This window comes from Sphingomonas sp. DC1600-2, assembly GCF_049897605.1.
Classification (GTDB): Bacteria; Pseudomonadota; Alphaproteobacteria; order Sphingomonadales; family Sphingomonadaceae; genus Sphingomonas.
The window spans coordinates 24,488-48,024 of sequence record NZ_JAFCWO010000012.1; the positions used below are offsets into that span (position 1 = coordinate 24,488).

Annotated in this window: 14 protein-coding genes; 2 read left to right on the forward strand and 12 right to left on the reverse strand. The window is 64.0% G+C overall.

What is annotated here, in order from left to right; genetic code table 11:
• Positions 1–143: 143 nt before the first annotated feature.
• The 3 genes from ACP7BL_RS15570 to ACP7BL_RS15580 all read right to left on the reverse strand — a co-directional run bounded on the left by ACP7BL_RS15570 (position 144) and on the right by ACP7BL_RS15580 (position 4,732).
• Entirely contained in the window at positions 144–3,128 is a 2,985-nt protein-coding gene (locus ACP7BL_RS15570; RefSeq protein WP_426258790.1) for a TonB-dependent receptor, read from the reverse strand.
• 90 nt (positions 3,129–3,218) lie between these two features.
• Positions 3,219–4,169 carry a FecR family protein gene (locus ACP7BL_RS15575; RefSeq protein WP_426258791.1) on the reverse strand — a complete coding sequence of 317 codons (951 nt, stop codon included), beginning with the start codon at positions 4,167–4,169 and terminating at the stop codon, positions 3,219–3,221.
• A complete protein-coding gene (locus ACP7BL_RS15580) occupies positions 4,166–4,732 on the reverse strand; it encodes an RNA polymerase sigma factor (protein ID WP_426258792.1) in 567 nt (188 codons plus the stop codon). Before ACP7BL_RS15580 ends, ACP7BL_RS15575 begins: the two co-directional genes overlap by 4 nt.
• An 87-nt stretch (positions 4,733–4,819) precedes the next feature.
• Between ACP7BL_RS15580 and ACP7BL_RS15585 the strand changes: the two genes are divergently transcribed.
• Entirely contained in the window at positions 4,820–5,767 is a 948-nt protein-coding gene (locus ACP7BL_RS15585; protein WP_426258793.1) for a metallophosphoesterase, read from the forward strand.
• A 46-nt stretch (positions 5,768–5,813) separates the two neighbouring features.
• Here the strand turns inward: ACP7BL_RS15585 and ACP7BL_RS15590 are convergent, their stop codons facing one another.
• The 6 genes from ACP7BL_RS15590 to ACP7BL_RS15615 form a co-directional block, all read right to left on the reverse strand.
• Positions 5,814–8,147 carry a TIM-barrel domain-containing protein gene (locus ACP7BL_RS15590; protein ID WP_426258794.1) on the reverse strand — a complete coding sequence of 778 codons (2,334 nt, stop codon included), beginning with the start codon at positions 8,145–8,147 and terminating at the stop codon, positions 5,814–5,816.
• A gap of 32 nt (positions 8,148–8,179) precedes the next feature.
• Positions 8,180–10,327: an alpha-glucuronidase family glycosyl hydrolase gene (locus ACP7BL_RS15595; RefSeq protein WP_426258795.1), complete on the reverse strand. Its 2,148-nt coding sequence runs from the start codon at positions 10,325–10,327 to the stop codon at positions 8,180–8,182.
• A gap of 152 nt (positions 10,328–10,479) precedes the next feature.
• Positions 10,480–12,351, reverse strand: a complete 1,872-nt coding sequence (locus tag ACP7BL_RS15600) for a glycoside hydrolase family 2 protein (protein WP_426258796.1) — start codon at positions 12,349–12,351, stop codon at positions 10,480–10,482.
• 12 nt (positions 12,352–12,363) lie between these two features.
• Positions 12,364–13,548 carry a mannonate dehydratase gene (gene uxuA, locus ACP7BL_RS15605; RefSeq protein ID WP_033964636.1) on the reverse strand — a complete coding sequence of 395 codons (1,185 nt, stop codon included), beginning with the start codon at positions 13,546–13,548 and terminating at the stop codon, positions 12,364–12,366.
• 47 nt (positions 13,549–13,595) lie between these two features.
• On the reverse strand, positions 13,596–14,912 hold the full coding sequence (locus ACP7BL_RS15610) for an alpha/beta hydrolase family protein (RefSeq protein WP_137902353.1): 1,317 nt from the start codon (positions 14,910–14,912) through the stop codon (positions 13,596–13,598).
• Between the two features lie 47 nt (positions 14,913–14,959).
• On the reverse strand, positions 14,960–17,275 hold the full coding sequence (locus tag ACP7BL_RS15615; RefSeq protein WP_126849215.1) for a TonB-dependent receptor: 2,316 nt from the start codon (positions 17,273–17,275) through the stop codon (positions 14,960–14,962).
• A gap of 180 nt (positions 17,276–17,455) precedes the next feature.
• On the opposite strand from ACP7BL_RS15615, the gene ACP7BL_RS15620 reads away from it, so the two are divergent.
• Positions 17,456–18,241: a FadR/GntR family transcriptional regulator gene (locus ACP7BL_RS15620; RefSeq protein WP_231565206.1), complete on the forward strand. Its 786-nt coding sequence runs from the start codon at positions 17,456–17,458 to the stop codon at positions 18,239–18,241.
• Positions 18,242–18,251: 10 nt separating this feature from the next.
• Here ACP7BL_RS15620 and ACP7BL_RS15625 read toward each other — a convergent pair whose 3' ends face one another.
• The 3 genes from ACP7BL_RS15625 to aqpZ form a co-directional block, all read right to left on the reverse strand.
• Positions 18,252–20,654, reverse strand: coding sequence for a TIM-barrel domain-containing protein (locus ACP7BL_RS15625; protein WP_426258797.1), 2,403 nt, complete (start codon positions 20,652–20,654; stop codon positions 18,252–18,254).
• Positions 20,651–21,916, reverse strand: coding sequence for an MFS transporter (locus ACP7BL_RS15630; protein ID WP_426258798.1), 1,266 nt, complete (start codon positions 21,914–21,916; stop codon positions 20,651–20,653). The genes ACP7BL_RS15625 and ACP7BL_RS15630 overlap by 4 nt, the downstream gene beginning before the upstream one ends.
• A 734-nt stretch (positions 21,917–22,650) precedes the next feature.
• Positions 22,651–23,385, reverse strand: coding sequence for an aquaporin Z (gene aqpZ / locus ACP7BL_RS15635; protein WP_221885188.1), 735 nt, complete (start codon positions 23,383–23,385; stop codon positions 22,651–22,653).
• Positions 23,386–23,537 lie beyond the last annotated feature (152 nt).

The following is a 23,537-nucleotide window of genomic DNA, read 5'->3' on the forward strand; positions in this document are numbered from 1 at the left end:
TGCTCGCCCATCCACAAAGTGGACGATGCCCGTCATCGCGACCTTGGCGACACCACCGGCCAGATCCGCAGCCCGTCCTTGGCAACGCAAAGACGGGCTGCGGCAGCTGAAGCCGGGCTTAGAATTCGGCGCTGATGCCGGGCTTAGAATTCGGCGCTGATGCCGAAAGTGAAGGTGCGGCCGCTGGTCGTATAGACCTCGGTACGCTGGGCGACTGCATCCAGCGACTGCACGATCGGTTCGTTGGTGATGTTGATGCCCTCGGCGATCAACCGGACGCCTCGGCGCAGGTTGATATGGGCCTGGAAATCGACATTGTTGGTCCCGCGAATGCCATCGCCGCTATTGTCGATGGCGTTGCCGGCACCGGTCAAATAGCTGCTGCGATAGGCATCGGAAATGCGGACGCCCCACAGCTTGTTCTCGTAATACAGCGTGGCATTGGCCGCCCATTTCGAGAGATTATACTGCGGGATGATCTTTGGTACATTATAATAGGCGGTCTGATGCCCGTCGAACCAGGTGCCGTTGACCACCGCGCCAAGATTTTTGAGCGCGCCGGGCAGAAAGGTGAAGTCGTGCTGGACTGCAACCTCAATACCCTTGATGTCGGCACCCGCGCCATTCACCGGCTGGCTGACGTCGAACAAGGTGTTGGCGTCTTCCCCTTGCACCAGCAGGGAGAGCGGAAGCCCGGTCTGACCATAGGGGATTTGCTTGGTGGACGAGCTGATGAAGCTGTCCATGCTCTTGTAGAAGAAGCCGACTGAGGCAAAGCCGCTGCGACCCATATAATATTCGACCGATCCTTCGACGGAGGTCGCCTTGAACGGTTTCAGGAACGGATTGCCGAGGCTGAGGGTGCCGCCATTGGGACGCGTGGTGATCGACCCGGCTGCCGCCAGATCGCCCAGCGCGGGGCGATTGACATTGCGGCTGGCGCTCAGGCGAACGACCACCGCTTTGGCAACATCGAGCGCCAGATTGGCCGCAGGCAGGAAGCCGTGGCTGTTGGTGCGGATCGCAACAGGCGTGAAGCCCGCGCCGGTCGCCAGATGCCCCGACGACAGCAAGTCGGTCGAGTAATAGCGCAGGCCCGCATTGGCCCGCAGCCGCATCCCGGCCACGATGGTGTCGAGATCGAGCTGGGCGAAGCCTGCGCCGGTCTTTTCATCGACGCGGTAATCGCTGCCCGCTTGGAGATTGGCAGCGGTCAGGTTCCGATTGTCCCCGATATAGCTGTAAACCCCGTCGACGTTTCCGACGATGTATTGAATCAAGGTATCCGGCGTGACGGTCTGTTTTAGAGTGTTGGGGATGGCGATGTCGGCGGGCACGTTGTGAAACACTTTGTTCACCCACGTATAGCCGCCGTTGATGAAGTGCTTATACTCGCCACCCGCCTTGAAGGTGAGCGCTTCATTCAACGTGTAGGCCGCTTGGAGCTTCCCATTGGCATATTGGTTGGTGATCTTGTTTTCCTGAACGTCGAGCCGCTGCACCGCCCAGTTGTTCGGATCAGTGATATCCTTGCCATAGGTGTTGACCGGAATGGTCGGGCGATCATCATAGCTGAACGGGGTGTTCTTGAGCTCCATGAACACCTTGTCGAACACAGGCTGGCCGAAATCCGATTCCTCATAGCCGCCAAGCGCGCTCAGCGTCAGCCGGTCGGTCACCTTCCAACTGGCATTGGCGACGCCCTGATAGAAATCGGTGCGGTTCTGGACGACATGATGTTCGGACCGCAGATCGATGCCGGTATAGCTTGCCGCGCGCAGCGTATTGGTGCTGTCGATCACGGCGCTCTGAATGACCTGGGCTCCGGTGATCGAGGTGCCGGTAAGCGCGTTGCTTCCGGCCGTCGCCAGCGCATAGTCGTCGCGATGGTCCCACAGCCGACCATAGAGAAAATCGACGTCGAGTTTGAACGCGTCGCCCGGATGATATTGCACCGATGAGGTGATGCCCAGCCGCTTGCGGTCGGTATACCATGACGATGGCGATTGCGCGGTCGGCTGGTATACGCCCGAAAGCAGGTTGGCGCGCGTTGCTGCATCGATGTTCGGGCCGATATTGGCGGCACCATATTTGGTGAGGCCCCAGCCCCAGTTGCGATAGCCGAACTCGTTATTCTTGATCTGGCTATAGGCGACCGAGACGAGCGCGGCGAGATCGCCCCAGCGATGCGAGACGAGGCCAACCACGCGCGGCGTGACGCCGCTGGTGTTGTCATTGGTCTGGCCCTTGGCGGAAACGACCAATTTATTGCCCGTGTCGAAGGGCTTGGCGCTGGTCAGTTGCACCGTCCCGGCAATGCCGCCTTCATCCTGTTCTGCCGAATAGGATTTCTGGACCGACACGCGGTTGAACAATTCCGATGCGAACAGGCTGTAATCGAACGAGCGTGAGCGGGTGACGCCGCCGCGATTGTCCATTCCCGACGCCGTGTTGCCGAGCACTTCCATGCCATTTAGCTGCGTGCGCGTAAAATCCGCCCCAAGCCCGCGCAGCGCGATCTGGCGGCCTTCGCCGCTGTCGCGGGTGATGGTGATGCCGGGAATGCGCTGCAGCGATTCCGCAAGGTTCAGGTCGGGAAAGGCAGCGATATCGGTGGCGACGATGTCGTCCTCATTGCCGACCGCGCGGCGCTTGAGGTTCTGCGCTTCGGTAAGGCTGTGACGATAGCCGGTCACGATGATGTCGGTTCCCTCGCCGACCGACCGGTCCGGCATGGCCGCGCCCGAAAGTGCAGCATCCTGTGCGGCGGCCTTGACCAATGCCGGATGGACCGGGGCGGCGGCCATCGGCTTCAGGATGGCGACGCCGCCCTGGAAGGTCACGCCCAGATTGGTCCCGCGCAGCAAATGGTCGAGTGCCGTTCGCACAGTATAGCTACCACGCACGCCAGCCGTGCGACGGCCGCTGACCGCGTCGGGTGCCACCACCACTTGCACGCCGGTCGCTTGTGAAAAGCGCGAGATGGCAGTGCGCAAATCCGACGGCGCGATGTCGAAGCGCTGCTCCTGGCGAAGGACGGTCGTCTCCGCCGGTCGTGCCTGTGCCACAGCAGGTGTCGCAATCGCGATCGCCAGTGCCATGCCTGAAATTCCCCGAATATGTTTCATAACGTTCCTCCGCTCGGACGCCCCTGCGCCTCGAACGGAAGACGGGTTCCCCGCCGGATCAGGACAAAAGAATTTTGTTGCAGTGCAGCGTCATTGTGATGACATTTTGGTGTCGCTTGGCCCGGTCGGCATCAGCCGCAAGTGTGCGCCCTGACGCACCACCGTGAAGCCATAGGCGGCACCGATCGCGCCCAGCAATTGTTCGGGGTTGTCGAGCTTGAAACGCCCGGACAGCACCAATTTTTCAAGCTGTGGGGGCGGGGTCTCGATCACCGGCCCGCCATGGCGGTTGAGCGCCTCGACCAAATCGCCCAGCCGCATTTCATCGGTATCGAGCCAATTGTGCCGCCAATCCTGCTGCGTTGGATCGAACCGGCTTGGCGCGCTGGCGGTGGTGCCGTCGAAGCGGGAGCGCCAGCCTGCGGGAACCAGCACGCCGGTGTCGGCGTCGCTCGCCCCGAACCGCACGCGCCCGCGAAACACGGCCAGCTTCACTTCGTTGCGAGCCAGATCGATGTCGAATGCGGTGCCAAGCACACGCGTGCTCGATCCGCGCGCAGTGACGACGAAGGGCCGGTCGGGTTCATGTGCCACGTCGAAAAAGGCTTCGCCGCGCCGCAGCACGACGGTGCGCTGCTGTGCGTCGATCGTCACGTCGAGCGCGGTCGCGCCATTCAGTTCGAGCCGCGATCCGTCCGCGAGCGCGACCACGCGCTCTTCGCCGCGTTTGGTCTCATAATGGGTGGCAAGGGCAGGGGCGGTGCCCAGGCGCGTCGCCTGCCATGCGCCGCCGCCGAGCACGAGCAGCACCGCAGCGGTCACTCCCGCCGTCGCCAGGGAGCGCCGCCGGGTCTCGCGCATCGCCAGAATATCGGCGTCGGACAGGCGACCGAACGCTGCCGCTGCCCCAAGCGCCTCCTCCAGCGCCGGGTCGTCAAGCGTTGCGCGGACGCATTCGGCGGTCGCGGCATGCGGCCCCTGGCCGGTCTCGCCCGAAAGCGCGAGACCCGCGGCTTCCTGCAAGGTTGCACGACGGCTCATCGGGCGGCACCGGGCGGCAGGCCGCGGCGTTCCAGCGCCAAGCGCAAGTGGGCCACCGCGCGCGTACAATGCTTGTCGACGGCCGCGACGCTCAGCTGCAAATCCGCGGCGATGGTTGCGCTCGCCGTGCCATCGAGGCGGCGGCGCAGAAAGACTTCGCGGCGCAGCGGCGGCATCACTTTCAAGGCACGCACCAAAATCTCCACCCGCTGGCGATAGTCCAGCACCTCCTCGGCGTGCGGTCTGGCGCAGACGATCTCCTCGCTGAGGTCGCTTGTCGGCGGCAAGGCGCTACGCTGGCGAAAATGATCGTGCACCAGATTGCGCGCGACCGTGAAGCAAAATGCGGCGGCGTCCGCCACCGGACGGGTGCGGCGATAGTCGTAGAGCCGCAAATAGGTTTCCTGGACGATGTCTTCGCCATCGGCATGATGGTTCAATCGGCCCCCGACAAAGCGCCGGAGCGCCTGGCGCAGATCTGCTTCCTCCTGATCGGCGCGTCGCCGAATCAGGATGGCCGAAATCTCATTCACCGCGCCGCGCCCCTGCGGAGACGCGGACACGCGCGTCGTGGCGCTGTCACTTCGTGCCTCCCTGCCCGGATGTCTTTCCGAGTCTTGGCCGCGTTAGGACAGAAGCATGAAGCGCGCGTGACAATCGCGCGGGCGGCGCTAAAGGGGCCGGCGACCTCTATCGGATCGGACCGGACGATGCGCTTCGTGATGCACCTGGCGGCTTTGGCGGGGCTTGCCAGCGCGACGCCCGCCGCCGTGGCGAATGAACGTCCCGACTTCAGCATCGGCGCGATCGCCGATGCGCAATATGCCGCTGAACCCGATAGTGGTCAGCGGCTCTATCACACGGCCCCCTCCAAACTTGCGGCGGCCGTGGCTGATTTCAACCGGCAGAAGCTGGCGTTTGTCGTCCATCTCGGGGATTTCATCGACCGAGACTGGGAGAGCTATGACGCGTTTCTGCCTGTGGCGGCGAAATTGCGGCATCCCTGGCATTATGTGCTCGGCAATCACGAGTTCGCGATCGACGATGCGCACAAGCCGCTGGTCGCGGGTAAGCTGGGCATGCCAGCGCGCTATTACAGTTTTACCAGCCATAATTGGCTGTTCATCATCACCGACGGGACCGGGCTGAGCAGCTTTGGCTGGCCAGCGGGCAGCCCCGAATATACGCGCAGCATGGCCGCACATGCGGCGCTGTATGCAGAAAAGCCGCTATGGGACGGCGGCATCGACGACGCGCAACTGCGCTGGATCGACACGCAACTTGCCGAGGCCGACCGTCGCGGGATGAAAGCGATGCTGTTCAGCCATTTTCCGCTCTTTCCCGAAAATCCCCACAATCTGTGGAATGCCGCAGCGGTGATGGCGGTGATCGAACGCCACCGTTCGGCCAAGGTATGGCTCGACGGGCACAACCATGACGGCAATTACGGCGAGCATGCCGGAGTTCATTACCTGAACCTCAAGGCGATGCTGGATACGCCGGAGACGGCCTATGCCCGGCTCGACTTCTTCGCGGACCGGGTGGTGGTACGGGGCTTCGGCCGACAGCCGGATTATGTGCTGCCGCTCCGCCCTTAGCCTTCCTTCGGTGTCGCGCGATTAAATCTGCGGAGTGTTCGTGCGGTCAGTGGCCGATGACCCTGACCAGCGGAGCGACATCTTGCCCGGTCGGCAATTTGCCCGAACTCGACAGACGCTGCGTCGCTTCGTCCCAGTGCAGCGTGGTGCCGCCGCTTCCAGTGCGATAGCGATTGCTGACGCCATCGTCGTCATACAGCGTGAAGCTGGTCGAGCGGCCGGGATAGACGCGGATGCTTTCCAGCGGTTGCCGCGTCGCGGTGCTGGGGATTGGCGCGCCCATCGGCACGATCGAGCCCGCACGAACGAATAACGGGATCCGGTCGATCGGCGCGGCGGCGGTTATCGTTTGGCCGCCGTGATACCGTTCATTGGTCCAGTAATCATACCAGTCTGCGCCCGCCGGAAGATAGACCGCGCGGCTGGTCGCGCCCTGCTCGGTCACCGGGGCGACGAGGAAGGCGGGTCCGAACATATATTCGTCGCCCAGGTCCACGACCTTGGGATCGTCCGGGAAGTCCATGAACAAAGCGCGCATGAAGGGCGCGCCGCTTTCATAAGTGTGGCGGCCGAGCGCATAAAGATACGGTATCAGCGCATAGCGGAGCTTGAGATACTGGGCGAGGACGGGTTCGGCCGCCTTGCCATATTCCCAGATGGCGGTGGCCGGGCGCTGCCCATGGATACGCAGCGTTGGCGTGAAGCTATTATACTCAAACCAGCGGACGAACAGTTCGGGATAATCGGTATAGCCGGGTGCCATGGCGGTGGCACCTGCCGGATCGAGCAGGACGGGACGTTCCGCCTTTGGCCCATTGGGCCACTGCCATCCGCCGGTATCGCTGCTCCAATAGGCGATGCCCGATGCCGTCATGTTGAGGCCCGTCGGCACCTGGCGCTTGAGCGCTTCCCACGTGGCCTGAACGTCCGACGACCAGAACAGGCAGCCATTGCGCTGCGTGCCCAGATACGCGGCGCGGCACAGGATCAGGTTGCGCAGATCGGGACGATCCTTCGCCGATCCCTCGGCGACGCTGGCGGTATGCAGCAAGGGGAAGACATTGTGGAACCGGTCGCCGGACCCGATCGAATAGAGATGCCCATCCGGCACAAGGTCCGGCTCGGTCTCGTCGAGCCAGAACCAGTCAAACCCCTGCGAAGCGATATTGTCGCGGATTTTGTCCCAATACCAGCGCCGCGCCTCCGGATTGGTGCTGTCGAGCAAGGCTCCGGCGCGATCGGAGCGAATGGGCAGGCCGTCCACCACGCTGCCATCGACGTCATGCAGCAGCCAGCCCTTGGCGGCGAGCATATTGTAATAGCGCGACTCGCGTTCGAAGCGCGGCCAGACGCTGACGATGCTGCGGAGGCCCATGCGCTTGAGCGTGGCGTTCATCGCCTTGGGATCGGGGAAATAGCTTCGGTCGATGTCGAGCTGCCCCATCCGGGTCCAGTAGAACCAGTCGAGCACCATCACGTCGAGCGGATAGCCGCGACGGCGATACCCCTCGGCGATGCCGAGCAGCTCGGCCTGCGTCTCGTAGCGCGCCTTGCTCTGGATAAGACCGAACGCTGCCTTTGGCGGCAGCGGCGTCTGGCCGGTCAGCGTCGCGTACCCCGCGTAGAGTGCGTCCGTGGTGTTACCCGTAATGACGAAAAAGGAGACCCGCTCACCGACCTCCGATTGCCAATGCGTGCTGTTGTACAATCCCGGCGATACGGTCGTCTGCGACGGATTGTCCCAAACGATGCCATAGCCCTTATTGGTGACAAGGAAGGGGACGCAGACCGTTTCGCCCGCTGGCGCATCGTAATTGTGGCGGCAATCGATCGTGCGGCCGCGCAAGTCCAGTCTGCCTTCCTGGTTCTGCCCGAGCCCGTAATAATGCTCATCGAGCGGTGCCGAAAAACTTGCGCCGACTTTGAAGGTCTTCTCGCCCGCAACCATATGCGGTGCCATTTCCCAGCCGGTCATGTGGGTGATGACATGGCCGTCGGCACCGTTGATGGTGATCTCAACCGGCGGAAGCGATGGGGCAAAGTAGCGCTCCATCTGCGTCGGTGCTTTTGGCCAAGGCTGCGCTGCGACTGTCAGGGATAGTGCGGAGGAGGAAAAGATGTCTCCCGTGGCAGCGACGCGATGCGTCCACCCCGTGGCATCCACCGGGGCATTGGGGCCGGGGCCCGGCGCGCCGCTGGCAAGGTTGGGATCAAGCGCGATCGTCACCCGAACGATATTGGGCGCATAGGGTTCAATCGCGACGAAGCTGCCATTGCGCTCGACGGTCGCGAGCGGATCTGCTTGCGCGACTGAAATGGTGATGATGGAGACGGCTGCCATGCCCATCCAGCGGGCAAGCGTCTGTGTACGATTCTTCATTGGGGGGATCCTCTTCGCGGGGCGGGAGGGCATCACGGATTGCCCGGCGCATAAGGGAAGGTTTGCGCCTTATACCAAGCGAGATCGTGTGCGGGTGGCGCGGCACCCGGCGGGAGCGACAGGCCGTTGACCGACATCCAATAGGCCAGGCTGGCATCACGCCACCACCGCGCCTCGCGCTGCTGGATGTCGAGGAAGGCTGCGGTCTTGGCGAAGCGCTCGGCATCGATAGCAGGGCGTAAGGTCGCCCAAGTCCGGCGCATGTCGTCGACATAGGCGACTCCGCGATCGTAATCGGCGACCATCGCCTGCCAAAGCGGCTTTCCGGACTTCAGGCGATAGGTCCACGGCACCCGGTGAAACCACAGCAGCATGGCATCCGGCGTGGTCGCAGGATCGGCCAGCACGCGCGCAAGGGCCGGGGCGTATTGGCTGGTCGCGTTGGTGCCGCCGGGCCCGCGCTCGACGCCAATGCCATCCTTGTCGGCACGGTGGTAATAATAGGGATTCCACTCGGGCCGCTTCAAATCGGAGATCCACGGCCCGGGGCCATAATGGTGGGCGGTCGCCATGAGATGGGCGAGACCCAGCGGGGTCATATAATCGACCACGGCCTCGCGCGACCCGGCCATCATCTTTGTTATCGGCGCGACGATCGCGGGGTCGGGGCCGAAGGTCATCGCCGCCCATTCGCGTGCAACGTCAGCCGACGACGCCTGCGGGTCCCAGGCGAAACGCCCGAAGGCGTACCAATTGCTCTGGTTGAAGGTCGATCCCGACCAGTCGCGCGATCGACCAATATTGGCGACTCCGGCCATGCCCGTCAGCGCGTCGCCCGTTCCCGCGACGACGCGCGCGACGGTGGAGCCGGGGCCATCGGCCAGCGTATCTGACCGCAGGGTTTCTTCGAACAGCGGCCCGAGATAGGCGAGGTGGGTCGCCTGGCCGAGATACTCCTTGGTAATCTGGAATTCGAGCATCAGCGGAGTCCGGGGCATTGCGCCGAACAGCGGATGAAAAGGCTCGCGTGGCTGGAAATCGATCGCGCCGTTTTTGACCTGAACGATCACATTGGGCGCGAATTTACCGTCGAGCGGCTTGAAGTCATCATATGCTTGTTTGGCGCGATCCTCGGCATTTTCCTGCGCATAGACAAAGGCACGCCACATCACGACGCCACCATGCGGGGCGAGGGCAGCCGCCAACATGTTGGCACCGTCGGCATGGCTCCGCTTGTAATCCTGCGGGCCGGGCTGGCCTTCGGAATTGGCCTTCACCAGAAAGCCGCCAAAATCCGGAATGGCGCGATAGAGTTCATCGGCTTTCGCGCGCCACCACGCCGCGACTTGCGGATCGAGCGGGTCTGCGGTCTTCAGACCGCCCAGTTCGATCGGTGCGGAAAACCGGGCGGAGAGGTACACCTTGATGCCGTATGGGCGAAAGACGTCGGCCAACGCCGCTGCCTTGGCGATGTACGGCGCGGTGAGGCTGTCGGCCTTGGCGTTGACGTTGTTGAGCACAGTCCCGTTGATGCCGATCGACGCATTGGCGCGGGCGTAATCGGTGTAGCGTGGGTCGCGAAAATCGGGGAGCGTCCACCAATCCCATAACGACTGCCCGGCATAGCCGCGTTCGACCGTACCATCGAGATTGTCCCAATGGTCGAGCAAGCGCAGCTTGGTCGCAGGGCTCGACGAGAATGTGGCGGCACGCACGGCATGGCCCGTCTGGGCCCAGCGTAGCAGCGCGAACGCCCCGTATAGCACGCCGCGATCGGTTTTGCCGGTAACGAGCGTCACCCGCCGCCCGCCAAGGGTCACCGGGCGGACCAGATATCCTTCCTCGTTCAACGCTGCGACCGGGAGGGCAAGCGCCGCTACCTCGGGTGTTCGGGCGGTGGCCAGGACGACCGAATCGGCGGGGATGGTGTCCTGCCGTCCCACCTCATGTCCGGACAGGCCCGAAAAACCCCGCTCAAGTTCCTCCGCCGCTACGCGAAGCGTTGGCGATTCCCGCAGCACGGTGATCGCGGAGACGGTTGCGGCCTTGCGTTGCAATTGGGGCAGTGGCCGATAGCGTAGCCAGAGATCGTATCCGTCTTCAGCCTGCGCCGGCCGCGCATAGGCTGCGCAAGCAAGGATAGTCAGCGCGCCCGCGAATCGCCCGATTGCACCGATCATATCCCCGTCTCCTGTTCAGCCGGCTCTCCCGGCTTTTTTCCGCCTTTGCGGATGACGAGTGATAGCGCTAACGCAAAAGGGGCGGGCAGGGCAATGTGCGTTTCCAACAACGCCCGCGATATCCAAGTTTTGCGGGTTGAAACCGCGCCGGTTCACTGCCCGGCCGCCTTTCGCTGATAATAGCCGGCGAGCACATCGAAGGCTGCCTTGCGCTGTCCCGTCTCGGAAATCAGGCCCTTGCGGTTCCAGCCCTGCTGGAAATCGGGATTCTGCCGCCGGGGCGAGCGGAAGTCCTTGAGGATCCATGGCGACATACCGCGCAGGCTGGGCAGCGTATCTGCCATTTTCAGCGTGTAGCGATAATAATCTGCCTGGAACTCCTCGGAGAATTTCTGCCCGTTGACGGGATCGTGAAAGCCCGCGCGCGCGTCGGCACCGAACTCCGAAAACACCAGCGGCTTGTCGAGCGGGACCCGCCACTCGCTGGTCTGCAGGTCGGCCAGGCGATCGGTCGTATACCAGCCGTTATAGGTGTTGATCGCCAGCACATCGAGATCCTTGGCGAGCGGATCGGCGAGCGTCATCACCGGATGGTCGGCGGTTTTGGATCGCTCGACCAGCAGCGCCGCGCTGACCAGCCGCGTATCGTCGAGCCGCCGCACATCGCCGACCAGCGTACGCAGGAAGGCGTTGCGTGCGTCGGTCACCGGGGTTTCGTTGGCGACGCTCCAGATCGCGATGGCGGCGCGGTTGCGATCGCGCAGGACGTTCTCCGCCACCATGGTGCGGGCGCGCGCCAGCGTATCCGGGTTCGACCAGGCGACTTGCCAATAGACCGGCACTTCGCTCCACACGAGCAGCCCCAGCTCATCCGCCAGGCGGAGTGTGCTGTCGCTGTGCGGATAATGGGCAAGACGGACGTAATTGCCGTGCAGACCTTCCTTGATCTCGCTCAGCAACGCGCGTGCGGCGGCCGGGGTCATCGCGCGGGTTGGGTCGGTACCGAGCTCTTCCTCGTGCATCGATATGCCGCGCAGGAAAATGGGTTTGCCGTTGAGCAAGATATCGGCTCCGCGCACGGTGATCGTGCGGAAGCCGATGCGGTCGCGCCAGCGATCCTCGCCCGCATTGATTGCGACGTCGTACAAGCGCGGGCGCTCGGGCGACCAGCGGACGAGGGCGCGGGGCGCGGCCATCGTCGCGCGCCAATTGCCCTGTGCATCGGTCGTGCCGCTGCGATCGAGGCCGAGTTCGGGAATGCGAAGCTGCACCGCCTGATTGGCCGCCGCAGGTCCGTCGAGATGGAGGTCGACCGCCAACTTGCCGTCTCGCGTGAGCCGCACCCAGGCATCGTCGACATAGGTATCGGGCGTCGCGACCAGCCGGACCGGTCGCGTGATGCCGCCGTAATTCTCCCAATCGGTGACCGGAGGCGGCACGGTTGCTTCGGTCGCCTGCGAATCGACGCCGACGGTAATCTGGTTGTCGCCGTCGCGCAGCAGCTTGGTGACGTCGAAAGCGAAGGGGGTGAAGCCGCCCTCATGCCGCCCGACCTGTTGCCCATTCAGATAGACCACCGTCGCATAATTGGCTGCGCCAAAACGCAGGAAATAGCGACCGTGGCGCTGGGTCGGCGCGGGGAAGCTGCGCTGATACCACATCAGCCCCTGATAATGGCGCAGCTCGGGTGCCTCGGTCAGCCAGGAAGAGGGCAGAGTCGTCAACGGCGAACGCGCGAGGTCGAATTCGTAGAGGACGCGGCTGTCGCTCGCCATCGCTTTGCGTACGTCGACGTCGCGCCAGCGTTGCTGCCCGATATCGGGCATCCCGCCGTGGAAGCCGGAAATCCCTGAGCGGAATGGATCGATCGAATAATGCCATGGCCCCGACAGATCGGTGCCGTCGCGCAAATCCCCCGCAACCAGCAGCGGGGTTGGCGAGGGCGGGGCGTCTTGCGCGGCTAAGGGCGCGCCCCACAGCGCCAAGGCTGCGATAACGCCACGTGTCCAGAACGGCCGGTGCATCGTCTCTCTCCCTTAGCGAGCGGGGCGATCCCTACGCTCGAACAATTGCGCAACACCGCGCTCAAGCCCGCGCAATTCGGCCAGGCCGCGCATGCGGCCGAGCAGCGAATAGCCGGGATTGGTCTGCTTCCCGAGATCGTCGAGCATTTGATGGCCGTGGTCGGGCCGCATCGGAATCGATCGGCCGGTGCGCTGCTGCAATCGGTGCACCGCGACCATGACCGATGCCATTTGCGCATCGCCTTCGAGATGCGCGGCCTCGTGGAATGCCTGGTTCGGCTCGCGCTGGACCGATCGCAAATGCAGGAAACCGATCCGATCCCCGAGCCGCTCGACCATCCCCGGCAAATCGTTATCGGCGCGCACGCCGAACGACCCGGTGCACAGGCACAGACCGTTCGACGCATTCGGGACGCGCTCGAACAGGGCGGTGACGTCGGCCTCGGTGCTGACGACACGCGGAAGGCCGAAGATCGGGAAGGGCGGATCGTCGGGATGAACGACAAGCTGCAGGCCCAGCGCATCGGCCACCGGGCAGACTGCCTCCAGAAACGCTACATGGTTGGCGCGCAACTGATCGGCATCGATCGTGTCATACGTTGCGATCGCCTGGCGAAAGGCGTCGACGGTAAAGCTCTCCTCGCTGCCGGGCAGGCCAGCGATGATGGTGCGTTCGAGCGTGCGGCGAGCGTCGTCGTCCATGGCAGCGAAGCGTCGGGCAGCAGCCTCGACCATGCCAGCGCTGTAATCCTGTTCCGCCCCGGGACGTTGCAGCAGATGAAGGTCGAACGCAGCGACCGCTTCCAGCTCGAAGCGCAGCGCGAGCGCGCCGTCGGGCAGCGGCCAAGCCAGATCGGTCCGCGTCCAGTCGAGCAACGGCATGAAATTGTAGGTGACAACACGAATGTCGCAAGCGGCCAGGTTGCGCAGGCTGGCGCAATAGGCGGCGATCATCGCATCCCAGTCGGGGCCGCGCCGCTTGATCTCTTCATGCACGGGCAGACTTTCGACGACGCTCCAGCCGAGCCCGGCGGCTTCGATCATGGCTTTGCGCTCGGCGATCGCCGCCTGTTCCCACACAGCGCCGTTATGCACTTCGTGCAGCGCGGTAACGACTTCACTGGCCCCGGCCTGCCGGATGTCGCGCAGCGTCACGGGGTCGGTCGGCCCGAACCAGCGCATGGTTTGCGTCAGCATCGTGGGCCGCGTCGCAAGGGCAGCGTGATTGGAAGGAAGCGTCTCGATCATTGCGCAGGCTTGGCCTCGAATAGCATGCCCGTGGCACGGCTCGGCTGGAATCCTTTCCACACGGTCGCCGCAGGCGCACCGGGGCTGTAGCCGGTATAGCGTCCGGCTGGCGCGCCGGGCCAGGTGCCCGTATCGGAGTCGACGACGAGCCCGTCGAGATAGGCACCCTTGGCCATATCGTCCTTCACATAGCGGTCGAGAAAGGCGGTGATGAAATGCGTCTCGATCGGCAACAGCCGGTCCTTGCGCCACACCGCGTCCTCGAACCAGTCGAGGTCCCAGAAGCTGTGCCGCATCGCGGGCGGCGCGCCGATCAGGCCAATGCTATGGCCTGCTTCCTTGAAGGTCAGCAGGTAGCGTTGCGCGTTGCTTTCCTGGTCAAACAGCGCCCGCACCGCCGGATAGCCGACGACATGATCTTGCCCGCCGACGATATACAAGGTCGGCGTCGTTATCGCCGCCAGGCCGTCGCCCGACCAGATCGGTGCGTCGCCGAAGCGGTTGGCGGGCGAAAGCGCGACCACCGCTTTCAAGCCGGTGACCTTGAGCTCCGCCGCCTTGGGGCCACCTGCGGCATAAGGTGCCAACACGCCACGCGTCATGTCCGCGAGCGCGGGGTTGAGCGGCGCGCCCGCCGCCGTCAATACGCCGTAACCGCCCATCGAATACCCGATCAGCGCAGTGCGCGCGGCATCGGCGCTGGCGAAAATGCCTTCGCCTGCGCGCGCGCGCCGTTGCGCTTCCCCCGTCACGAAGGCGATGTCGAGCGGACGCCGCGCAATCGGTCCGGCGCGTGCGGCCGCCGTGCGCAGGCTGATCGGCGGATCGCGGAAGGCCGGGGTCACCACCACATAGCCCTTGCTCGCCAGATTTTCGCCCAGCCAGGACAGCACCTCGGGCGTGTTTCCATAGCCATGCGCGAGGACGACAAGCGGGAAGCGCCCCTTGGCGGCGGTCGACCCGGCAGTGGCGATGCCGGGCACTTCGAACGGAACATCGACCCCCGTTTCACCCGACAGCGCGGTACGGTAGGAGATGCCGTGCCCGGTGGTTGCGGCGGGATACCAGATCTTGAGCGGCACGCGCCGATCGATCCGGCTGGCGTTGGGGGCATCGACCCGCAGGTCCGCCTGACCGGGCTGCACGAATTCGACGTCGGCGACACCAACCGGATAGGCTCCGAGTTTTGACAATTCGGGCGAGTCGATGCCCGGGCGAGCGGCGGGCTTTGGGGCTTCCTGAGCGAAAGCGCCCGCCGTTGTCGCCGCCAGTATGACACTGGCCAGCGTGGTCAACCGGGTCCTGAACCGCATCGTCGTCTCCGTAATTTCAGGACCCTAAAACGCCCTAGGCTGCGCCGTCAGAAATTGACCGACAACCGCACGCCGCCATAGCGACGGAAGTCGCGCGGTAGGAGGGCCTGCGTGGCTTGCTGGTTGCCGAAGTTACCGGCCGTGTTGACCAACGAGGCAAAATATTGCTGGTCGAACAGGTTGTTGACGAAGCCGACCACTTCCCAACGATGATCGGCATCGCGCACGCCAAGTCCGACATTGACGATATGGTAGGCCGACTGGAAGGTCTCCGGGTCACGCAGGCCGAAGTTCAGGCTGCTTTGATATTGCCAGTTGAACTGCGCGATTCCGCGAAGTTTGTCGGTCAGCGCGGGCGAATAATCGCCGCTGATCGTAAATTTCCACTCGGGGGCCTGAATCGCGCGGCCACCGGTCAAATTCTGCCGCGCGGGCGATCCCGAGCACCCCTGGGCGAGCGTCTGCATGGGATAGCATTGTGCGATCGCATAGTCGGTATAATGCGCGTCAAGATAGGTCACGGCACCGCCAAAGGTCACATCGCCACCAAGGCGCGCCGAGCCTTCCAGCTCGATGCCGCGCGTTTTCAGGCCGCCGACATTGGTAAGGCGGTAATTCTGCGTGCCGTCGGCCAGCGTCTCGATCGATTGCGCCTGGAGGTTGGTGTAATCGGTATCGAACAGCGTGAGGTTGAGCGTCAGCCGCCGATCGAAGAATTGCGTGCGTGCGCCGATCTCGCGATCGCGCGAGCGTTCGGGCTTGATCGGCCCGGCCAGTGCGCGGTTCAGGTTGAAGCCGGTGGTCAGATCGTAGGTCTGGCCCTTGTACCCTGTCGCATAGGTCCCGAACAGCATCAGGTCGGGCGTGAATTCGTAGCGCAGATTGACCTTGTAGGTGCCCGCCGTGTCTTCGGCGTGCCCGCTATAGAACGCGTTGTTCGCTTGCCGATCAAGGAAGGTGTAGCTAACCGCTTCATTCTGGACGCGACCGCCCGCCGTCAGCGTTGCCTTGGGCAGGAATTGCCAGTCGATCTGTGCGAAGCCGGCGATCTGGCGCGACTTGGAGGTCGCCGACCAATTGGCGAGCGAGAAGACGGGGCCGCGCGAGAACGGACGACCGAAACTCAAATTGGCGAAATAGGTGCCGACCGTATAGCGAAACGGCTTGGTGCTGGCGGATTGCAGGCGGATCTCGTTGGTGATCTGCTCGGAATTGAACGCGCCGATCTGATTGTTGTTACCGAACGCCCCCGGTGCCGATGTGTCGTCCTGATCGAGATAGTCGTCGAGGTGGAAGCGGTCATAGGAGGTGACGGTGATCAGGTTGGAATCGCCGAACACGGCAACCTCGGTCCGCAAATATCCGCCGCCGCCCGAATATTTTGTACGCGCGTCGAAATTGTTGCTGACGTCCTGGTTTTTCTCGCTGATCGTCACGCCCGGAAATACCACTGCGGGGGTAAGGCCAGCCTGTCCGCGGAACAAAGCATTGGACGCGACGCGGATGAACGGACGGCCGACATCGGTGTTGCCGTTGACATAATTGGCCGAGAGCGTGACCGACGAGGTGTCGGTCGGGGTCCAGCGCAGTTTGCCGCGCAGGTTGATCGATTCACGACCATTGACCCGCTTGCCGTCATAAACGTTGCGGACGTTGCCATCCCAATAATTGTACGCTGCAGACACGACATAGCCGACCGAGTCCGAGATCGGCCCCGAAATGCTGACATTGCCGCCGCGCTCATTGTCGGTTGTCACCACCGCATTGGCGCGCACGTGCAGCGTATCGGTCGGTGCGCGCGTAATGATGTTGATCAGACCGGCCGAGGCCGATTTGCCGTACAGCGTGCTCTGCGGCCCGCGCAGAACTTCGATCCGCTCGACATCGGGCAAATCGGTGAAGGCGCGTGCCTGGAACGCCAGCGGGACTTCGTCGACCAGCACCGCCACGCTCGATTCCACGCCAATGCCGAAGGCGAAGGTGCCGACGCCGCGCAGCGATACGTTTGAATTCTGCGGCTGCTCGGCCGGGCGCACGACCAGCGAAGGCGAGAGTTTTGCGACATCCTGAAAGTTGCGGACCCCCGCGCTGGCGAGCGCGGCCGGGGTGAGCACCGATACGGCGAGTGGAACCCGCTGAATATTTTCCGCGCGCTTGTTGGCAGTGACGATGATGTCGCCTGCAGTGGCGGCTTCGTCGGCGGGGCTGGCGGGCGCGGTCTGCGCCGCTCCGGCGGCTTGCGCCAAGGCCGGGTCGGCCGGGGTTGGTGCCGCCGCGCCGGTTTCGGCGATGGCGGGAGCCGCCGTGGCAATGAGCGAAACCGCCAGGGCTGCGCTGGCAACCGACGTGCGTAGAGTCTGCATATTTCCCCTCCCAAAAAGTGCGCGGCCGTTGCGTGTCGACCGTCGTCGCGACTCTCATACCAAATGGTCTTACCAATTGCAAATGATGGAATGACCTGCAGAAGGATCGGGCCTATCGCGATTGCGCGAGCCCGGCATGTTGAGTAAACCGAAGCGCTCCGTTCTACAGGCGAACATCAAGTGATCAGGCCACTTCGTCCCACTCCGTCGACCCTGCACCCCGGGGGGCGAAAGCTGTATCAGCAGGCGGCGGCCACGATCGCGGCGGCGATCCAACGCGGCGACTATCGGCCCGGCCAGCGCATCCCGTCCGAGCGCGAACTGGCCGAAGAACATAAGGTCAGCCGTCCGACGATTCGCGAGGCGCTGATTGCGCTTGAGGTGACGGGGCTGGTGCGTTCGCGCCATGGCTCGGGTATCTTCGTCGTCGACAATCCGCCCAACGACACGCTTATGCTGAGTCTCGATATCGGCGCGTTCGAGCTGACCGAGGCGCGGCGGCTGTTCGAAGGGGAAACAGCGGCGCTGGCGGCGGTCTCGATCTCCGACGAGGATATCGCACGGCTGGAAACGCTGGTGGCCGACATGGAACGCGAAAATCAGGAACATGTCAGCGGTGAGCACGCCGATCGCGAGTTTCACGTCGTGATCGCGCGCGCGACGCAAAATTCGGCGATCGTCGGCGTGGTTGAATCGCTATGGGACGCGCGCTACAGCTCGCCGCTCTGCGCGCACATGCTCGAACGCGCCCGCAGTGTCGGCGTACAGCCGCGGATCGACGAACATCTCGATATCCTGCAGGCATTGCGGGAGCGCGATCCCGTTGCCGCGCGCGCGGCGATGCGCGACCATCTCGCCCGCGTGATCGAGGGGCTGCTCCAGGCCACCGAAATCGACACGATGGAGCGTACCCGCGCCGAGCTCGAGGTCAAGCGCACCGCACTGGCCAAGCGCGGCGCGGTCTGACCCGCCGCCGTTACGCGTCCCCGACAGTCAGCGAAATACCGCTGCGCCCTGCAATCATCACCGCTTCGCCCGCGCCGCCATTGACGATGAGCGTCCGTTTTTCGCCCGGCGGGAGCAACAGTGTCACGCGGTCGTCGCCCCAGGTGCCGGGGCCATCGCGGCTCAGCGTGAGATCGATCCGTTGGGCATCGGCCTGGCCCTTCATCCGCCAGCGGTCGATCGGCCCGTCGCCGTCGCCGCCATCCTCGGCAGCCGACCAGGCGAAGGGGCCCTTGCCGGGCGGGAACAGCCAAATGCCGCGCTTATAGGGCTCGGGCCGCCATCCGCCGGTGGCGAGGTCTACCAGCATCGCCGATCCGGCACGTGCGAGCAGCGGCGGCGGGCCATCCAATGCCGCATCGAGCTCGACGATCACGCCGCCCGCAACGCGGTTGCCGGTCCAGACATCGATCCAGTCCGCGCCAGCGGGCGTACGCACCGTGCGCATTGTCGCCCCCGGTTCGGCCACCGCTGCGACCAGCAAATCGGGCCCGAGCAGATGATCGTCCCCCTCGGCCCAGGCCGCCGGGTCACCCGGAAAGTTGAGCCAGAGCGGGCGCACCATCGGGTCATACGCCGCGTGATAGCGATGCAAAAGGTCGTAGAGAAACGGCAGCAGCGTCTGCCGCAACGCCATCAATCGCCGGATCGCGGGCAGCGCTTGCGGGTACATCCACGGCTCGTTGACGGTGCGGTCGTCATTCCAGCTATGGATGCTGAAGCGCGGCATCAGCACCCCCGCCTGCACCCAGCGTACCAGCAGTTCGGGCGAGGGGGCGGGGCCCGAAAAGCCGCCGACATCGTGCCCGCTGTTGGACACGCCCGATAGAGCAAGGCCGATCGCCTGGCGCATATTGTAGCGGATCGTCTTCCACTCGGTGCGGTTGTCGCCGGTCCAGGTCTGCGCATAGCGCTGCAGTCCCGCCATCCCGGATCGCGTCACGACATAGGGGCGCTGGCCGGGGCGTGCCTCGATTTGCGCCTGCCGCGACGCGCGCGTCATCAACAAGGGCTGCACCGGACGCATCGCCGCTGCTGCGACGGGGCTGCCGAAGCCGTGGAAGCACGCGCGCCGATCCCACACTTCATATTCGTTATTGTCGTTCCAGGTCGCTTCCATGCCCTGGTCGAGCAGGCTGGTCGTCACCTGTGCGCGCCACCACTGCGCGGCTTCGGGCCGGGTGAAATCGATATAGCTGCCGACTTCGTCCCAAAATTGTGCCTCGACCGGCTGGCCCTCGGCATCGGCCACGAACAGGCCGGCCGCCGCTGCTTCGTCATAGCGCGGGTGGCTGCGCAGAAGGGCGGGCTTGATGTTGGGCACCAGCCGCACACCCGCATCGGCATAGGAGCCAATAAAGGCGGCGGGATCGGGAAATTTGTCGCGGTTCCAGTGGAACACATAGCGCTTGTCGCCGATCGAGGTGTAGCCCGAGGAGAGGTGGAACGAGGTGCAGCCGAGATCGTGCCTGGCGCATTGGTCGAGGAAGCTCGCCATCTGCACTGCGGCATCGGGCGCGTCGGTATAGCTCATCGTCGAGCCCGAATAGCCCAGCGACCAGCGCGGCATCAGCGCGGGGCGGCCGGTCAGCCAGGTGAAGCGGCGCGTCACCGCCAGCGGGTCCGGCCCGGCGATCATCCACAGATCGACATCGCCTGCGTCCGCCACGACATGGCGGTAGAGACCGTGATAATTGTCGAGTTCCCGGCCGAGATCGACCGTTACATCGGCGACGCTGTCGTAAAACGTACCGTGGCAGCGGCCATCCCCGTCGGCGACCAGGAGATAGGGAATGGACTTGTAGAGTGGGTCGCTATGCTCGGCATCGAACCCCATCGGATCGACGTTGGTCAGGCGGAAGCGGCGACCCGCGCGGTTGGTGTCGCCGGTGCGATCGCCCAGGCCGTAAAAGCGTTCGTCGGGCCGGCGCGCGAGATAATGGTGCGCGCGGCCGTCCCACCAGCCGAAATCATAGGCTTGCGTCGGGCGATCGGCCGCCATTGGCCGCCACGTGTCGCCGTCGCGCTGCTCCCAGCTGCAATGGAGGCCGTGCAGACGGATGGTGAGGCGAAGGCGGGTGGTCGTAAGCGTCAGCCTATCTTCCGTCGCCACGCAGTCGAAGGCAGGGCACGTAAAACCGCCGACATCCATGCGGTCGCGGCCGGGTTCGGCGATGTCGGCGGCACCGGGGGCGATCGCCCAGCTCGGCGGGCTCGTCACCGTGCCGGTGGCGAGCAGCAACAGGCGCACGATATCATCCTCCAGCACGAACACATGCGCGACGGCACCAGTGTCGGCGGTGAGCGTGATGCGGCCCGGCACGCGCGCGGTCAGCACGAAGCGGGGCGGGTTGGACAAGGTGGCGTGTCTCATAGTGTCGGTTCCGTGGCAGGGACGGGGGGCAGGGTCAGCTTGCGGATGAAGAGGATCAGGACGGCAGCGCCGATCAGATCCAACACCCCCAGCACCGCGAACAGCGGCGCATAGCCGACGGTATCGGCCAACTGGCCGATCATCAGCGAAAAGAGCAGGCCGCCGATCCACCCGGCCTGCCCGATAAAGCCGTTGGCGGTGCCGACCTCGCTCGGCGCGAACACGTCGGCGGACAGCGTGTTGATCAGCCCCGAGATCATCTGATGCGCGAAGCCGCCCACGCAGAACAAGGCGATCGCGGTATAGGGGCTGGCGGCAAGGCCGATACAGCCCGGCGCGATCATCAGCACCGCGCCCAGCGAAATGCCGACGATGCGCGATGGAATCAGCGCAACGCCGCGCTTCATCAGCCACGGCGACAAATAGCCGCCGAGGATGCCGCCAAGATCCGCTGCGAGAAACGGCAGAAATGCGAACAGCGCGATCTGCTTCAGATCCATGCCGCGTTCGGTGGCAAGGTAGAGCGGGATCCAGAAGCTGAAGGTTTGCCAGGCGGGCTCGGCGAGGAAGCGCGGGATGGCGATCACCCAGAAGCGGGCCGAGCCAAGGATTTCGCGCGGCTTCACGCGCTTGGTGGTGGCGGGCGGGCGGTCGGTGGCGATCATCCTCCGTTCCTCGGGCGTGATCGCGGGGTGCGTCTCCGGCGTCCGGTAGAACGCATACCACGCCGCCGCCCAGACGATCCCCACGGCACCGGTAACGATGAACGCCCAGCGCCAGTCGGCCCACAGCGCTACCGCGACCACGACGGGCGGCGCGATCAGCGCCCCGAGCGAGGTTCCTGCGTTGAACCAGCCCACCGCAACCGAACGCTCGCCCGCCGGAAACCATTCGGCAACTGCCTTGATTCCCGACGGAATCGCGGCGGATTCGGCGAGCCCCAGCAAGCCGCGGAACAATGCAAGGCTGATCCAGCCAAAGGCAAAGGCATGCAGCATGTTGGCGAGCGACCAGGCGATGCCGAACACAGCAAAGCCCGCGCGCAGCCCGAACCGGTCGATAATCGCACCCGCCACGGGCTGCATTACGGTATAGGCAAGCTGGAACGCGCCGACGACGTAGCTGTATTGCTTGGTCGTCATGTGCAGTGCGCTCTTCAGCTCAGGTGCAAGGACACCGAGCGAATTACGCGCAAGGTAATTGGCCACGGTGCCCGCGCAGATCAGCGCGACGATCCACCAGCGCAGATTTCGTATCCGCATGCCCGTTCCCCTCCTGCGCCGTATGCAGCGTCTGCCCGCCATCCTAGGGACCCACAGTTGGTCTGTCCATATTGGTCGGGCCAATTTGCACGGTTGTGGGTTGCGCATGGCTGTCCGCGCGGGAAGGGAGGGTGGCACGGTCCTTGTTGCAGCCACGACGCTTGGTTTCCTGCCCGTCTCGGCAATCGTCCGAAATTTTGGTGGCCCTACGGGTACCGTTGTGAAGTTTCAGGCACCATCATTACGTCTCAGCTTTTTGAGCTTGTTGAAAATATTGGAAAACTGTTGAGCCAGTGCATCCCACAATTTTCCGCTAAATCCGGATCAAAGTGTGGGACTCGATCTGGGACTGCATTGCGGAGGTTCCGATGGCGTTGACGACCCTCGAGGTCCAACATGCAGGCCCCGGCAGGCAGGCCGATATGTTTGGCCTCTACCCCCCTCGTTAGCGACAGCGGAGCGCGATCCTCCGGCAACACGCGAGTGCCGCGATTGGCCAGGACGTTCCTCTCGTCGACGCGCATTCCGACCGCGAATTTGCGCAAGGCCGTTCGCGCGGGCGACGGGCCTGCCTCATGGCGCGTAAGGCCGCGCCGACCTTTGAGAAGGTGACGCGCGACTGCCATGACGCGGGAAGGGGGGCTGGATGGATCCGCGTCACGGTTCCTAAATATTGAGGATCGAACGCCGCGTCTTTCCAGTCTGCTGCCTGCCAACAGAATAAGCGTGCGGCGTTAAAGGGGCTCACCCGAGATCGGGGGCTTAATTTTGGCATCGGCCCCAAGTGCTTTGTATGCGACACCACCAAGCATACCGCCGACGATCGGTGCCAGCCAGAACAGCCAAAGCTGTTGCAGCGCCCAGCCGCCCACGATCAAAGCCGGCCCGGTGCTTCGCGCCGGATTGACCGAGGTGTTGGTGATCGGAATGCTGATCAGGTGTATAAGGGTGAGTGCGAGGCCGATCGCGATCGGCGCGAAGCCCACCGGTGCGCGCGTGTCGGTCGAACCCATGATAACGAGGAGGAAAAAGAAGGTCAGCACCAGTTCTGCCATCAACCCCGCGAAGAGCGAATATCCACCGGGCGAGTGCGCACCGAAGCCGTTTGCGGCAAATCCGCTCGTCACCGCGTCGAATCCCGGTTTGCCGCTCGCGATCAGATAAAGTGACCCGGCGGCAAGCACGCCCCCGATGAGTTGCGCGGTAATATATAACGGAATGTCTTTCGCCGGGAATCGTCCTCCCGCCCAAAGTCCAACCGTAACCGCCGGATTGAGGTGACATCCCGAGACATGGCCGATCGAATACGCCATCGTCAGCACGGTCAATCCAAACGCCAGCGACACCCCGACGAAGCCAATGCCGAGCGCGGGGAAGCCCGCCGCGAGCACAGCGCTACCGCAGCCGCCGAAGACGAGCCAGAATGTGCCGAGCAGTTCGGCTAGCCCGCGTTGTGTATTGCTCATCATCACGATCCACCCCTGACCTGGGCATGAGGTTTTATGGACTTGCCCCGCAAAAGTGGAGAGGCATTTGCTCAACGTGACGCGGTTCGTTCGAACTGCGCGGGGCTGATATAGTCGAGCGCGGAATGGCGCCTGACGGGGTTGTAGAAGCCGTC